The following is a 15,266-nucleotide window of genomic DNA, read 5'->3' on the forward strand; positions in this document are numbered from 1 at the left end:
TGGCCATGGAAGAAACAAGATTTGGCTTTCTGAATGTTAACAATCAGACAACTTATAAGGATTTGAACATCAGTTATAACGATGTGCCTAAGAGTCCTCAGGGGCCTACCTATAATCAAAATATAAAAATTCCTGCAGGGACAGGAAAATTATCGTTTAAAGACCCTGCGGGGAAAACAGTGCTGGAGACGGCTTTTAGTATTGAGGCAGACAAAACCAAAGAATTGATTTTATTCCAGCCTGTCGCTGACCTGAAGCCTGTTGTTCTGGAAAACAACCAGAAAGAGGAACCCAAACCCCAAAAAGGCTATCTGAAAATTAAAGCCGCCAACTTTGCCATTCATGCTTTTAAAAAAAGTATAGATCTGATTTTATATTATGACGATCCTTTAACCGGAGACAGGGTTGAATTTGCAAACCTGAAAAATGTTTCCCCTGAATTTAAAGACTACCAGACTTTTAGGTATCCGGGCGATTTATCGGCAGATATGCAGTTTAGTGTGATGATTGTTGATTCTCAAAGCCAGGAGCCGCTGCTGGATTGGTATACCTCTGTAACGGCGACCCTCAATAAAAGCGTATATACGATGTACATTAAGGAAAACACAGAAGGAGCAGCTGTTTTGGGTACACCCTATTTTGTTACCGTGGAAAGCCTGTTTGCGGATTAGGCTTTTTAAGCTATAACCTTTGTTAAACCACTTAAGATGAATCCTTGAGTGGTTTTATTTTTTTAGCTTATCTTAGAACATGGATAAATTAAGGTTGTTTTGTGCCAGAGGCTTAATACTGCTGCTGTGTGGCGGCCCGCTTTTTCTAAATGCCCAGGTTAAACTGGAGGTGCGGCTGACAGTAGTTTCTAAAACGAATGAGGGGATTTACCTGGCTGGTGATTTTAACAACTGGAATCCAGGGTCAGCAATTTTTCGCTTTCAGCAGGCTGGTACATTAAATTATAAGCTCCTGCTGAACATTCCCCCTGGAAAACATGAATTTAAAGTAACCAGGGGCAGCTGGGACAAAGCAGAAGTTTTGGCAGGGGGGAAACAACCGGCACCAAACCGTTTGATTGACCTTAAAAGAGATACGGTGATCCACATGACCATCGCTAACTGGGCAGATGAATTTAAACAGCAGCCAGCCCAGCATACTTTTTCTAAAAATGTCCGCATTCTGGATACCGCTTTCCAAATGCCCCAGCTTGGAAAAAAACGCAGGATCTGGATCTATCTTCCCGCTGGTTATCAGGCTTCCAAAAAAAACTTCCCGGTATTGTATATGCATGATGGACAGAATCTTTTTGATAAAGTAACTTCAGGGTATGGGGAATGGGGGGTAGATGAGGTGCTGGACAGTTTGAGTAAAAACAGCGGTAAGCAAATGATTGTGGTTGGAATTGATCATGGCGGAAAGGACCGGATAACGGAATACAATCCTTATGACAGTCAATATGGTAAAGGAGAGGGGAAGGCATATGTTGATTTTCTGGTGAAGACCTTGAAGCCCTATATCGATGCGACATTCCGGACTTTAAAAGATCCCGGGCATACGGCTATCGCCGGTAGCTCTATGGGCGGCCTGATTTCTATGTATGCCATAGCCAGATACCCGGAAGTTTTTGGCAATGCGGGGATTTTTTCTCCGGCTTTTTGGCTTGCACCTGATCTGTATGGTGAGGTTTCCCGCTTGTTGCCCAATCCTGGGGAGCAACGTATTTATTTTGTAGCTGGGGCACTTGAAACCAAAACGATGCTCCCTGATCTGGAAAAAATGTACCATCAACTGGACCCTTCCGGAGGGAACGCTAAGATCCGCTTAAAAGAAGCCAGTGATGGTAAACATAGTGAATGGTTTTGGCACCGGGAGTTTCCGGCTTTTGCGACTTTTATTTTTCCGAACTAGCTTTCGGTTTGTCGGCCATTTTTTTCTTCTTGTCAAAGGAAAACCTTCTGGAAATGCTAAATCCCCAACGGTACTGTCCTTTTAGCCAGGAGCTGGTGGTTTGCGGAATGAACTGCATTTCTTCAATGGCGGTGGCATTGGTAAAATTAAGGTGAAAAATATGTCCTCCTGTTTCTATTTCCAATCCGGCACCTAAAGGGTTATAAAATTTAACCCCGCTGTTTTGTTCCAGATAGGCCTTATCACTTTTATTCCGAAAAGGCATAAAATAATCAACAACCAGGGCCATTCTTTTGCTGAGTTTAAGCCTGCCGCCAGCCCCGATGGCAAAAAGGTCGTTCTGATCTCTGAATGCGGTAAAATTGCGGTGCACATAACTCGGTGTGATGCTGAAAGAAAAACTGGAATTGAATTTTCTTGCCAGAATAATCTGACTGACATAGTTTTGCCGGTCCCTGAAGTTACCGTACGCGGTGGCATCGGAAGGATTGGTGCTGGCTTGTACGCCGGTTAGGGTATTGCTGGCAAACAGGGTAATTGCAACAGGAATGTAATCGTCAATTGTTTGTTCCAGCAGACGGTATTTAAGGCTGCCTTCGTACAATTGCCGCACAGCTGTCGCTCCTTTTGCACGGGCAAGGCCAACGCTCAGCCGGTCTGTAATTCCATATTCGAAACCAATGCGGATATCTGTGGAATTGTCCAGTCCAAAGAACTGTTTGATCCCGCCGTTATTGCCGGCAATATCCCCGAAGCGGTGGTCCACTTTAAAGTCGAGCTCATTTTTATAAATGGTTTCATTGCTATGCCCGTTGATGAGTTTTGTCGATTTGAATGTGGCACTTACTTTTTCGTGGCGGAGAGGTGCGGCAGGCAGTTCTTTTTCAAGGTCCTGTTGTGCAGCGCTGTCTAGGGCATACAGGACCAGGGGGATCAGGCCCATGGTTTTAAAAATGGTTAAGGTTTGTTTCATCATGTTTTTTTGGCTTGGAATACAGCTGCAGCACGTACTTCTACAGATTCTGCAATGTTTTTGAATACGATAGAGGGGATTTTAATCTGATGGTCGGAGAGCTTTACCCTGAAAACCGTTTTCGCGCTGATCAGTCCTTTGTCTATGGAAATATTGATCTTAACCTGGTAGGCTTTGCTAACCCCATGGATGTCGAGGTTTCCATCCGCAGTCAGGACATAATTCCCATTTTTAGCGGGGTCGATGATTTCACGGATTTTTCCTTTGAATGTAGACCAGGGATATTTATCACTTTCCATATAATTTTCATTAAAATGCTCCTGCATGAGTTTCTTTTTAAACTGGAAAGAGGTGTTGCTTACCTTGAAGAGAAAATTTCCTGTTTTGACATCCAGTACTGCAGTTGCGGCATTACTGCCGGCCTCAATGTCTTCCAGCGCTGTACTGGAAAAAAAGGAAAGGCTGGTGTTTTTTCCGATATAAATATCCTGCCCAAGTGCAGAAAGGGAGTAGGTACAGAGTAAAAGAAATAGGAGTGTTTTCATGGTGATTATGGTTTCATGCCCTGGTCAAACCAGTCCTGTAAAGTTTTTAATTCTGCTGCGCTGAGGCTTCCGCCAATTGGCATGCTTTTATTGATCAGTACGGCCTGTTTAATGCGGTCTGCATTGGTTGTAATGCTGGTGTAGCCATTAAAGTTCCATACAGAAGAAGCCTGTCTCCCGCTGGAGTGGCAACCCGAGCAGCGGGTTTGAAAAAGGTTTTGGACATCTGCATAGACTACTGCCACAGCACCAGGTTGTCCTGGTGCTGTGGCAGTATCCGGCCTGATTTCTGTAGCCTGTTTTTTACTACAGGCAGCAAACAAAAGGTAAAGGGTGCAAATGGCGGTCGTGAGGAGTTGTTTTTTGTTCATCCTGCGCTTATTGGGTTAGTGCTGCGGTGGTTAAGGTCAAAACAGGCCATACACCAGGGGTTGGTACACTTACCCCTTTGGTATCCCCGCGTTTTACATCAGAGCTATAATAATAAAGCGGGTGGCCTTTGTAGGTGAGCTGTTTTTTTCCTGCTGAGGTAATCTGAAACATCATTTCTTTTTTCAGCACAGAAGGAACATTGAGTACATCCGATTCATAAATGGGCCATATTGGATTATTACTTAAGTCGGCTTTGGTAAAGGTGTTCAGGTTAAAGGTATCCGGAGCATAAGCATACAGGGTCCTTCCGGCAGCATCTGTTAAGTATTGCGTGATGCCAGTACCTTCCTGGGAATTGGCCAGATAGTTTTTGGTGTCCTTGCCAACCAGTTGATTATTGGCCAGCATCACGGAATAATCTGGCTTTGCTACAAACCAGGTGCCTCCGGAGCCGTCTCCGTTAACATCCGCTTTATTGCTGTCTCCGGAATAATAATACAAAGGCCACCCTTTGTAAGTGGTTTGTTTTTTACCATCTGCGCGGGTAATGGTGGCAATATCTGATGCTACAAGTCCGGCAGGTGCAGTTTCATTTCCTGCATAATAAACAGGCCAGGCCAGTTCACAACCTCCGGTACAACCGGAACTGCCATTGGCATCAATAGCAAAGAAATAAAGTGTTTTTCCGTTGCCATCAGTTAAAATATTTCCGAATTTGGTGTTGCTGCCCAACTGCAAACTGGAGTTTCCTGCTGGTGGGTTTACAACAGGCGGGTTTCCATAAGGATCTGTTGAAGAGGCAGGGTCGTTTTTAGAGCAAGAGGCAAGCAGGACCATTGTGGCCAGGCCAAAAAGGGAGATCCTCTTTTTTAAAGTTGTTTTCATCTTTTATCCGATTAAATGTTAAAGGTTTTGTATTGCTCTGATTACGGAAAGCTTGGGTAAAAGGTTGTCTGTGAAAACCAAAAAAAAGAGTATTTAAAAAATAATTGGCTGTAGTACAGGTTTTTGTAAAATAAAATATTTTTTTTATTTAGGTTTGGCAACCTTTTCTGCAATTGCTTCGTATAAGGTTAAAAATGGCTCGGGTTAAATTAGAAGAACAATACATAGGTGCAGGGAATTATTAACGGATGTATCAGAAAAGACAGGTCCAGTCAGTATTTACTCTATAAGGAATTTTACAGCTATTGCATGGCCATATGCAGGCGATATGCCATCAATGATTTTGATGCAGCCGATGTATTGAACAATGGCTTCCTGAAAGTTTTTACGCATATCGAAAAATATGATCCTTCCAGACCTTTTAAGTCCTGGATTGGCCGGATCATGTCCAATACTGCCATTGACCACTACAGGACAAGCCTGAAGTTTTCCGATCATGAGGATGTTGCAGAACATCAGGAAATTGGAAATGGTGCTGCTGTGTACGACCAGTTGGCCTATAAGGATTTATTGCAGCTGATCCAGGGGCTTTCTCCGGCATATCGTACGGTATTTAACCTGTACGCCATAGACGGGTATGCACATGAAGAAATCGCCGAACTTTTAAATATATCTGTGGGAACTTCAAAATCCAATTTATTTAAAGCAAGGCAAAAATTACAGGAAAAGCTGAACATGTCAGACAGGGGCGTGGAAATACCAGCTAAACTTAATATAGATACTGATGGAAAGAGATAATGATATAGATCAGTTATTTAAACAAGGGTTGAAGGATCCGGAGATCCCGTTTAATGAACTGGACTGGCAAAAAATGGAGCAGAAACTGGATGCGCAGCAGAAAAGAAGGATGGTTCCTTTTTGGTTGATGAGCGTGGCAGGTGTGGCTGCTGCATTGTTGCTGGTTTTATTCTGGATTTTTTCCGGATCTGAGCAGCTTCCTGTACAAACAGGAGGAAATCAAACAAGTTCTGCCGGCAAAACAGCTGCGCCTGAAAATATACCCACTCAAGATAAAACCAGGCCATCCGGTCCCGAAATAAAAAATAAACCTGCAGGGCCTGTAACCCAGACAGTAAAACTGCAACCTGTTCCTGTAATTTTTGTACCCGGTCCAAGGGTTAAAAAAGATACCGCCCAGCAGCAGGAATTGATGGTGGCCCGGCAGCCCCTAAAGTCTTCTGATCTTTTACCTAAAATCGTTGAAAAACAAGACAGTACCAGCACTATTGTTCAAACTGCTCCTGTACAGGATCAACAAAGCAGCCTGGCAGTTGAAAAAACCAACCCGGCAGAAATCCTGAAAAATGTACGAAAAAAAATGGAGGCAGAATTTGCAGATAAACGCCCTGGACTGGTATTGAGTGTACTGGCGGCACCTGATATTTCTACAGCACAGTCGAGCAAAGCCTCTAAACTGAGCTCAAATTTTGGGGTTATGGCTACCTATGAGCTGAGCCGTAAATTTAGTGTGAGTTCGGGTGCGGTCTATTCCCGGAAAATTTACAATTCCGGAGGTACCGGACCTGCGGTGAATGGTTATGGTGCCCCATGGGAGGTTAATGCCGATTGTAATGTATTAGACGTTCCGGTAAACCTGAACTATAAACTGCTCAGTAAAAGTAATTTTTCCATTAGTGCACAGACCGGGCTGTCCAGTTATTTTATGCTGAAGGAAAACTATAGGTTTGTCCGGACCGATGCCAATGCCAACCAAAAAATTACCAATGTAGAAATCAATAACCAGAACCAGCACCTGTTTGGAATTGCAAATTTCTCTTTGAGTGTAGAACGTAAAATCAGTCCGGCGTTGAGTATTGCGGTACAGCCATTTGTTAAACTCCCTCTTACCGGTATCGGTTACTGGGACGCAAATTTAAAGTCCACAGGCGTATCTTTTTCCCTTAATATAGGTCTTTTTCCAGCTAAAAAATCCGGAAAATATGCCTCAACCTATTCAAAAAAATAAGAGCCTGATCAGGCGCATCCCAGAAGCGGATCTTCGGATTTTTTTAACAAAAAAGGCTGTCTTAAAAAGACAGCCTTTAAATAACATAACCGAAATGGATTAATTTTCAGCAGCTTCAAAAGCCCTGTTTTCCAGGTGTTTTTCCATATCTAAACGGTTTACCCCTTTAGACCACCATTCCGGTGCAGCTTTATCTTTCAGCATATAATCAAAATACTCCATCATTCTTACTGCATAATCTTTACGGTTAGGTAGTTTTGCAATGCCATGGTTTTCACCGCGGTAAGTGATCATCACTACCGGTTTATTAAGCCTTCTTAAACCGTTATAATACTCAATACCTTGCGTATAATCCACTGCACCATCCTTATCGTTGTGCAGCAAAAGCAAAGGTGTTTGCACCTTTTTAATGTGGTAAATAGGAGAGTTGCGCGTAAAGGCCTCCCAGTTGTCCCAGTATCCAGGTGTTAAACGGCCCTGACTGGCTTCAAAAATAGCCTGGTTGGTACCTCCGCTGTTCCAGTAAATCAAACTGTACATACTGATCATATTGGTTAAAGGTGCGCCGGCAGCGGCAGCTTTAAAAATATTGGTTTGCGTAATCAGGAAAGAAGTCTGATAACCACCCCAGGAGTGGCCATGAATAGCGACCCTTTTTTCATCTACAATACCAGTGGCAATGGCTGCCTTAACCGCAGGTACCACGCAAGCTACAGCAGACATCCCCGGATCATTCAGTTTGTATTTAATATCAGGCATTAATACCGCATAGCCGTTACTGGTGTACATAGATTTGTTGAAACCACCGCCTGGAAAAGCAGGCATGGCATAGGTATTTAAACCATCGGTAAGTCTTTCATAAATATAAGTAATGGTTGGATAACTTTTTCCCTGAACATAATTGGCTGGCAGGTAAAGGGCAGCCTGAAGTGTATCACCATTGGTACTTACATAACTGATCAGTTTTACGCCCGATGACCAGGCATATTTATCCTGATCTGGCGTGTTTTTGGTGATTTGTTTTGGACTGCTCAGTGTAGTTGCAGAAGAAACAAACATTTCAGGAGATTTCTCGTTGTTCTGGCGGCTGTAAACAAATACATTGCCATCAGTGGCCTTACCAAAACCATCATAATAATTGTCGTCCAGGAATAAGGTTTTAAGGCTGTTTTTACCTGCTTCCAGAATTGCAATTCCCGATTTTTTGTCTATACTGCTAAATACACCATAATATTGGTTTTTGCCAAAATCGGTGGCTTTGTCATCCGGGTAGATATTGAAACGTCTGCTAACCTGCAGGCCTTTCTTTTTCCAGTCGCTGCTCAGGGCAGTTACACTTTTACCGTCGGCGCTGATTTTCCACAGATCGTAATTGTCCCTGATCAGAATGTATTTCGAATCTTCAGACCAGCCAAAGGCAGGGGTGGAAGGTTTGGATACATTATGGTCATCTAGTTCATCAACAAAAGATGATTTAATTTTAGAAGTCAGGTTGTATTTTTCCCCGTTTTCCAGGTTAATGCTGTAAAAGGCACCATCCTGGTTGTAAAAGGCCCATTTTCCATTTGGTGAAGTCGATAGATATCCACGTCCGGCCTGGTAGTATTTCTGCATCAGCAGTTTCTTTTTACCGGTTTTAAGATCGATAAGATACACGTCAGTATAACTTTGCCCGTCCAGGTTTGCCATCAGTTCGTAAGCAGAATTGTCGTAACCTATCGCATACAATTGTTTCTGGGCAACATCCACAGCTTTCATATTGCTGTCTGCCAGCTGGCTAAACTTTTGGTCTGCCAGACGGTAAACACTTAAGTAACTGTAGTTCTTATCCCTGCTTTCCTGAACCTGTTGTGCAGATTGCAGGCGTTTGTCCTGCCAGTTCCAGATGATCATGTCTGGTTTTTCAGCTTCGTTTTTTGCAGGGGCTTTTGCTGCTGGTTTTCCTTTGGCCAGTGTATCTGTTTTGGCACCAGGTTTTACCTTTGCCAGACTGTCTGCTTTGGAAACAGGTGTTTTGTCTTTTTTTGTACTGTCAGCACCTTTGCTGTCTTTTTTTTCAAGCAAACTGATTCCAAAAAACAGGCTTCCCTGATCATCAGACCAGTAAGGGTTGGTGTTGGGGCTAATGCCCATGTTTTTCGGGAAATCTTTTAGCCCTGCACCGGTGTAAGCCGTTTTTGCGGTCAGGTCTCCGTTAATTTTGTTGAAACCCAGTACGGTAACCAGTTCGGTTTTGTACTTGTCGTCTTTTACCGTTTTCAGAACAGCAAATGCATTTCCTTCTTCGTTCCATCTAATGTTTTTGTATACGGCCTTATCATTTTCCAAGGCCGTAATTACACCGGTTTTCATGTCGCGGATAAATACCCCGTTTCCGTTTTGTCCATTGGCATCAATGGTATAAGCCAGTAGATTACCTGCTTTGTTGAAAGCATATTCCGAAACATTTCCAAGGTTAAAGCTCTTTTTGGTTTGGAGCTGGTAAAGCAGTAAATCTGTTCCTTTAGGCGCATCTTTATCTTTAGAAGCATTTTCTGCAGGGCTAAACTGAATGGCCAGCCAGTCCGGGGAATCCTTGGAAAAGCTAAAGTTTTTTACTTTTTCAAAAGTTACTTTATCTTTTCCGGCCAGAGCAACCACCAGGAGCTGATCGTAAACAGGTTTCATGGTTTTTAGCGCAGCTTTGGCTTCTGCATCCTTAACAGAAACTTTAAAAGCAGCATATTTTGAATCCTTGGAAAAACTTGCTGAAGAGGCCGTGGCGCCGATGGGGTAAACCAGGCTGGTCGTATCAGAAGTTTTACGGATTTCCATTTGAAGGTCTCCTTCAGTTGGTCCCTTTGCCCAGGACATCCATTGTCCATTAGGAGATAAAGCGTAGGTGTAAGAGCGAATGGAATTCCATTTAGACACTTCCTTCCAGGTCAGGGCTGGTTTTTGCTGCGCGAAAATACTTCCTGAAAACAACAGGAAGAGCAGCGACAGTGTTGTTCTTTTCATGTTTTAAGTTTGATTGGTCTGGCTAAAATATTGATTTAAGTTCAGAATATTAATTATTAATAGAATAATATTGCAACAATGTTGCGATTTTAATGCGTAATTCTCTTTTTTATTCGTCTGATTTTTGTAATAATTTAAATTTAAACATCTGATGTTTGTTTAATACATCGTATGTTTGATGCGTCCAATCAGGATAAGAATTATGAATCATTCAGGAAAACTTTCTGACAAAGTCAGTGAACAAATCAGGCAGGATATTAAAATCGGAAAATATAAGCCCGCTGAAAAAATACCGGCCGAGCCCGAACTGATGGAATTATATGGTGTTGGCAGATCAACCATAAGGGAGGCGGTTAAATCGCTGGCGATGTCTGGTGTATTGAAAGTACAGCAAGGCTCGGGGACCTTTGTAAATGATGGAGCCATTATGGAAAAGGAGAGTATTGACCAGCGTTTAAAACGTGCCGATTTTGAAGAAATCAACAGTGTGAGACGGTTAATGGAAACTGAGCTGGTGAAGCTGGCGGCTTTACATCATCAACAGAACCATATTCTGGAAATTGAAAATCGCTTGGCACAAAGAAAACAAGCCATACATACTGAACAGCAGCAGGAATGTATTGATGCTGATATTGCTTTTCACAAAGCCATTGCAGCGGCCTCCGGTAATGGGGTGCTGGCCGATTTATATGACAGTTTTACCCGCATCATCCGTCAGTTTTTCTCTGAAAGGGAAAAATCGGGGATCAGCCATTTTGCCATGAGCCATCATTTGCATGAACAACTTTTTAAAACGATTAAGGCTGGAAAACCTAAACAGGCCCAGCAAATACTTGAACAGATTTTAGATAAAAATTACTAATCATGACCATTTTAACATTTACATTGATCCTGCTTGCAGGTGCCTACCTGGCTGGTCTGCTCGGATCACTCACCGGTTTGGGCGGTGGGGTAGTTGTCATCCCTTTATTGACCCTGGTTTTTCATGTAGACATCCGATATGCCATTGGGGCAGCGTTGCTGGCTTCTATTGCAACTTCATCGGGTGCGGCCAGTGCCTATGTGAAAGAAGGCATTACCAACATCCGCCTGGGCATGTTTTTAGAAATTGCAACCACCATTGGAGCAGTAATGGGCGCGCTCATTGCAGTTTATACCCCAACCAATACCATCGCAATGCTTTTTGGGGGAATACTGATTTTTTCTGCTGCAATGACCCTGAGGAAGAAAAATGAAGTCGCCTTAACACAGGGCAGCAGGTTATCCGCATTGCTCAAACTGGATAATAACTATCCTGTAAATGGGGTAAAGGTCGATTACAAATTAAAAAATGTACTTGGCGGGTTTTCCATGATGACCGTGGCAGGTGTGGTTTCCGGTCTTCTGGGAATAGGTTCAGGGGCTTTAAAGGTCCTTGCTATGGATACCACCATGAAAATTCCTTTTAAAGTGAGTACCACGACCAGTAATTTCATGATTGGGGTTACTGCTGCTGCAAGTGCGGTGGTGTACCTGCAAAGAGGTTATATGGATCCGGGAATTGCTTTTCCGGTAATTTTAGGGGTGCTGGGCGGAGCTTTTACAGGTTCAAAATTACTCACCAGAATGAACCCCAAAGTACTCCGGATCATATTTTGTGTAGCCATCACTTTTGTGGCTATTGAAATGATTTACAATGGTTATCAGCATAAATTTTAATAGACAGAACATGAAAAAGATATTTTCCAAAGTTTTCTGGGCAGATAAAGATGTAGAGCAATTGGTAGGACAAATGCTCATAACAGGCGTACTTACTGCCAGTATTGTTGTATTGTCTGGCGGGGCATTATATCTGTGGCAACACGGAAAGGGCGGTGTACCGGATTACCGGGTATTTGCGGGTGAAGGTGTAGGTTTTACAACTTTCAGTGGCATTTTTAAAGGGGCTTTTAAATTTAATACCAGGGAGATTATACAACTTGGTGTACTGGTGCTCATTGCAACACCGATCCTAAGGGTCGCCTGTTCTCTTTTTGCGTTTATACTGGAAAGAGACAAGTTGTATATTTTTATCACGATGATTGTATTGTGCATTATCCTGTTTAGCATATTTGGGGGCATCAAGGGTTAGGGGTTGTATAGGCCTTGGGCTGGATAATGACAAATTCCACCAGTTTGTACTCTGCTTTAATAGCTGCTCTGATCCGTTCTATGGCATCCGTAATGTCGGCAGTATCCAGATCTTGTTTAAAATAAATGATCAGCATGAGCATAATTTCTTCCGGTGCCTGGTAAGTAGACAATATATTGGCAACTTTTATAACAGCCTGATCTTTTTCGGCAAGGGCAATGATTTTTTTCTGGGTTTCAGGGGCAATGCCTTCGCCCATTAACAAACTTCTGCTTTCCCTGGCCAGAATCATGGAAACACAAACCAGTAGCAATCCCACCAAAACGGAAGCCACACCATCCAGGACTGGCATCTGGTAGGCATGGTTAAGCTGCATCATAATAAAAACAATGCTTAGGCCCAGTACAGCGGCCCCGTCTTCAAACAAGACCAGGAAACTGGTGGGGTCTTTGCTGTTGACCACACTTTCCCAAAATGCTGCACCTTTGCGGCCCCGGTTAAATTCCCGGATGGCAATAATCAGGGAGGTGCCTTCAAAAAGAAAGGAAAATCCCAGTACAATATAATTCCAGGTCGGGTCACCCGGTAGCTCTGGTTCAATGATATGAAGTATACCCTGGTAAATAGACAAACCGCCACCCAAACCGAAAATTAAAATAGATACAATAAATGACCAGAAATATAACTCTTTACCGTATCCAAAAGGCCTTAATTTATCGGGGGGCTTCCTGCTTTTCTTTAAACCATACAGCAGTAAAATCTCATTAACAGTATCAACTGTGGAATGTATTCCTTCTGAAATCATGGAAGAACTCTTGGTACTGGCCCCTGCAATAAATTTGAGGGCAGCGATGAGCAGGTTTGCCAGCAAGGCACTGTAAATAGAGTTCCGGTTTTTTGTCATGCTTTGCTAAGAACAGCAGAGCTAAAGGAAGTGTTTTGCCGTACCTGTAAAAAAGAAGGCCACATGTTAAATGTGGCCTTCTTTTTTATTAATGATTGGAGCGGTGTCGCTGCCCGGCCTCGACCTGAACTTTTTTAATGCAAAAAAGCCCATAAGCCAGAATATAAGTATAACAGATCACAGGTATAAAAAAAGAATGTTGTATGCCTATAGAATCTGCAAGTCCTCCCTGAACCAGTGGAAGTAAAGCCCCGCCCAGAATGGCCATAACCAGTAAGGAAGATCCCTGGCTGACATATTTTCCAAGACCCGAAATGGCAAGGGTATAAATATTTGAAAACATAATGGAATTGAACAGGCCTATGCCTAAAATAGGGTATAAGGCCATACTTCCCTTGCTGAAAATAGAAATGAGCAGCAATAGGATATTAATCGCTGCAAACAGGACCAGTGTACGCGCAGGCGCAGACTTTCCAATTACAAAGGCAATAATGTTCAATACGACAAAAACAATAAAGAAACTGCTTTGCGCGAACGTGAGGTCTATGATTCCAAATACAACAAGACAAACCGCCAGGGCGGCCAGAACCATGTAAAGGAGTTTTTTACTTTGAGGCAGTTCACTCAGGGAAATGGCCCCTAAAAACCTTCCGATCATGGCCCCTCCCCAGTACAGGGCCAGGTAATTTTTACTGACCACCTCGGCCAGGCCCATAATGTCCTTTTGAGCCATAAATGCAATCAGCAGACTGCCAATACCTACCTCGGCACCCACATAAAAGAAAATACCAAAAATGCCCAGTTTCAATTGAGGGAATTTTAACGCGCCAAGCCCTTTTTCTGCAGATTCTTCCGAAGTGAAAGAAGGTAATTTTACCCGGCTGATGACCAGAGCGAGCAGAATAAGAATTCCTGCAAAAATAAGATAAGGAATGCGTGTGGAATCGGCCGTGAGCTGGCCATTTTCCAGAAAAAGGCTAAAAATCAGGTGACCGCCCAATATAGGGGCAATCGTTGTCCCAAAGGAATTGAAAGCTTGCGTAAGGTTTAAACGGCTGGATGCACTTTCTTCAGGGCCCAGCAGGGTAACATAAGCATTGGCTGTAATCTGAAGAATGGTGAAACCCAAGCCCAGAACAAACAATGCAGAAAGAAAAATTCCATAAACAGAAAAGGTAGCTGCCGGATAAAACAGACAGCAGCCGATGGCCGAGAGGATAATTCCTGCAATAATGCCTTTTTTATAGCCGACCTTGTTAACGGGGTCGCCGTAATAATGAGAGACGAGAAAATAAATCAGGGAGCCGATAAAATAGGCCCCAAAAAATGCAAACTGCACCAGCATGGACTGTAAAAAAGACAAGCTGAACAATTCCTTTAAATGCGGAATTAAAATATCGTTCATACAGGTAATGAAGCCCCACATAAAGAACAGGGCAGTCATGGTAATGAGCGGAACAAGAGAGCTGGTTTTTTTTACAGTACTTTCCATTGGCTAAAGCGATCTGATTGTAATTGAGTTTAAAAAGGCAAAACTACTCAATAATGCAGGCGAATTGTGCATTTAAAGCTTAAAATCGCATATTTTAACTTAACTCTATGATCTTAAGTGTTTAATCACCGCCATGAGGTCTTCATCGCCAAGACCTTCGGCCTGGGCATCACTAAAACTTTTCAATAGCGGTACAGATAAAGGTGATTTTAAACCGGCTCCCTGCGCCAGTTTTAAGTCCTTCACAATATATTTTAAGGCGAAGGCAGCCGGATATTCATCCTTTAATATAGACTGCGTTTTTAACTTGATAATGCCGTTTCCGCAAGCCCCCTCATTAATAATGGTCAGCATATCTTCTTTACTGATGCCATTACTTTCTGCAAAAAGAACGGTTTCAGCCACCGCCTGAATATTGACCGCCAGAAGATAATTGATGGCCACTTTAGCGGAACTTCCGGCTCCGGCAGGGCCGAGAAACAGGGACAATTTGCCCAGGACATCAAAAAATGGCTCGGCCTTTTGGTAATCTTCTTTTTCTCCAGCGGCAAGGATAATCAATGTCCCGTCCTGTGCAGGTTTCACACTTCCTGAAACCGGCGCCTCCAGAAAACGGGCCTGTTTTTCATGGGCCAGTGCAGCTAAATAACGGGATGTTTCCGGTGCTACGGTACTCATATCGATCAGCAATTTGCCAGGGGCAGAATTGGTCAATAAATCCTGGTAAACTTCTTTTACAGCATGGTCATCCGACAACATGCTGAACACCACGTCACAGGTGCTGGTCAGGTCCTGCAGGTTTGCCGCAGAACTCGCGCCCAAAGCGATCAACTCTTGTTCCTTTTCACGGTTCCTGTTAAATACTGTAAGCTCGTAACCAGCTTTTAGTAAATTTTCGGCCATTGCCTTGCCCATATTGCCAAGACCGGCCCAGCCTAATTTTGCTTTGTTCATATATTGAATATTGAGGTGATTCTGTATCCAAAATTAAGTTTTAAAATAGAATTAAAGCATCCTTTTAAACTTTAAAACTGGCTGCGAATTTTAGCTGTAAAGG

General features: G+C 43.0%; 15 protein-coding genes. 7 read left to right on the forward strand and 8 right to left on the reverse strand.

Features of this window, described 5'->3' with window-relative positions; translation table 11 throughout:
• Positions 1-5 precede the first annotated feature (5 nt).
• Both B0O44_RS11260 and B0O44_RS11265 read left to right on the forward strand, forming a co-directional pair.
• The gene (locus B0O44_RS11260; protein ID WP_146229813.1) at positions 6-671 is read left to right on the forward strand and encodes a hypothetical protein; all 666 of its coding nucleotides are present in this window, start codon (positions 6-8) and stop codon (positions 669-671) included.
• 79 nt (positions 672-750) lie between these two features.
• Positions 751-1,902: an alpha/beta hydrolase-fold protein gene (locus B0O44_RS11265; RefSeq protein WP_110830322.1), complete on the forward strand. Its 1,152-nt coding sequence runs from the start codon at positions 751-753 to the stop codon at positions 1,900-1,902.
• On the opposite strand, the gene B0O44_RS11270 is transcribed toward B0O44_RS11265, so the two are convergent.
• The 4 genes from B0O44_RS11270 to B0O44_RS11285 are packed head-to-tail and all read right to left on the reverse strand — an operon-like array spanning position 1,886 to position 4,677.
• Positions 1,886-2,878 (reverse strand): DUF5777 family beta-barrel protein, encoded by a 993-nt coding sequence (locus tag B0O44_RS11270; protein ID WP_146229814.1) that lies wholly within the window; start codon positions 2,876-2,878, stop codon positions 1,886-1,888. The two genes, B0O44_RS11265 and B0O44_RS11270, sit on opposite strands and share 17 nt — an antisense overlap.
• Positions 2,875-3,420: a YceI family protein gene (locus tag B0O44_RS11275; RefSeq protein ID WP_110830326.1), complete on the reverse strand. Its 546-nt coding sequence runs from the start codon at positions 3,418-3,420 to the stop codon at positions 2,875-2,877. Before B0O44_RS11275 ends, B0O44_RS11270 begins: the two co-directional genes overlap by 4 nt.
• Before the next feature lie 5 nt (positions 3,421-3,425).
• Entirely contained in the window at positions 3,426-3,791 is a 366-nt protein-coding gene (locus B0O44_RS11280; protein WP_110830329.1) for a cytochrome c, read from the reverse strand.
• Positions 3,792-3,798: 7 nt separating this feature from the next.
• The gene (locus B0O44_RS11285; protein WP_110830331.1) at positions 3,799-4,677 is read right to left on the reverse strand and encodes a hypothetical protein; all 879 of its coding nucleotides are present in this window, start codon (positions 4,675-4,677) and stop codon (positions 3,799-3,801) included.
• 228 nt (positions 4,678-4,905) lie between these two features.
• Between B0O44_RS11285 and B0O44_RS11290 the strand changes: the two genes are divergently transcribed.
• Positions 4,906-5,475 carry an RNA polymerase sigma factor gene (locus B0O44_RS11290; protein ID WP_245943642.1) on the forward strand — a complete coding sequence of 190 codons (570 nt, stop codon included), beginning with the start codon at positions 4,906-4,908 and terminating at the stop codon, positions 5,473-5,475.
• Positions 5,462-6,703 carry a porin family protein gene (locus B0O44_RS11295; protein ID WP_110830335.1) on the forward strand — a complete coding sequence of 414 codons (1,242 nt, stop codon included), beginning with the start codon at positions 5,462-5,464 and terminating at the stop codon, positions 6,701-6,703. The genes B0O44_RS11290 and B0O44_RS11295 overlap by 14 nt, the downstream gene beginning before the upstream one ends.
• Before the next feature lie 99 nt (positions 6,704-6,802).
• On the opposite strand, the gene B0O44_RS11300 is transcribed toward B0O44_RS11295, so the two are convergent.
• A complete protein-coding gene (locus tag B0O44_RS11300) occupies positions 6,803-9,703 on the reverse strand; it encodes an alpha/beta hydrolase family protein (protein ID WP_110830337.1) in 2,901 nt (966 codons plus the stop codon).
• Positions 9,704-9,905: 202 nt separating this feature from the next.
• Here B0O44_RS11300 and B0O44_RS11305 point away from each other — a divergent pair, with 202 nt between their 5' ends.
• From B0O44_RS11305 to B0O44_RS11315, 3 genes are read left to right on the forward strand one after another with little or no spacing between them, the layout of a single operon-like run.
• On the forward strand, positions 9,906-10,565 hold the full coding sequence (locus B0O44_RS11305) for a FadR/GntR family transcriptional regulator (protein ID WP_110830339.1): 660 nt from the start codon (positions 9,906-9,908) through the stop codon (positions 10,563-10,565).
• Between the two features lie 2 nt (positions 10,566-10,567).
• Positions 10,568-11,401: a sulfite exporter TauE/SafE family protein gene (locus tag B0O44_RS11310; RefSeq protein ID WP_110830341.1), complete on the forward strand. Its 834-nt coding sequence runs from the start codon at positions 10,568-10,570 to the stop codon at positions 11,399-11,401.
• Positions 11,402-11,411: 10 nt separating this feature from the next.
• Positions 11,412-11,813: a DUF1634 domain-containing protein gene (locus B0O44_RS11315; protein ID WP_110830478.1), complete on the forward strand. Its 402-nt coding sequence runs from the start codon at positions 11,412-11,414 to the stop codon at positions 11,811-11,813.
• On the opposite strand, the gene B0O44_RS11320 is transcribed toward B0O44_RS11315, so the two are convergent.
• From B0O44_RS11320 to B0O44_RS11330, 3 genes are all read right to left on the reverse strand, one after another.
• Positions 11,803-12,717 carry a cation diffusion facilitator family transporter gene (locus B0O44_RS11320; RefSeq protein WP_110830343.1) on the reverse strand — a complete coding sequence of 305 codons (915 nt, stop codon included), beginning with the start codon at positions 12,715-12,717 and terminating at the stop codon, positions 11,803-11,805. The genes B0O44_RS11315 and B0O44_RS11320 overlap by 11 nt on opposite strands.
• Positions 12,718-12,805: 88 nt before the next feature.
• Positions 12,806-14,209, reverse strand: coding sequence for a sugar MFS transporter (locus tag B0O44_RS11325; RefSeq protein WP_110830345.1), 1,404 nt, complete (start codon positions 14,207-14,209; stop codon positions 12,806-12,808).
• A 105-nt stretch (positions 14,210-14,314) separates the two neighbouring features.
• Complete coding sequence (locus B0O44_RS11330) at positions 14,315-15,190, reverse strand: NAD(P)-dependent oxidoreductase (RefSeq protein WP_262512045.1); 876 nt, start codon at positions 15,188-15,190, stop codon at positions 14,315-14,317.
• Positions 15,191-15,266: the final 76 nt, after the last annotated feature.

This window comes from Pedobacter nutrimenti (assembly GCF_003208655.1).
Lineage (GTDB): Bacteria > Bacteroidota > Bacteroidia > Sphingobacteriales > Sphingobacteriaceae > Pedobacter > Pedobacter nutrimenti.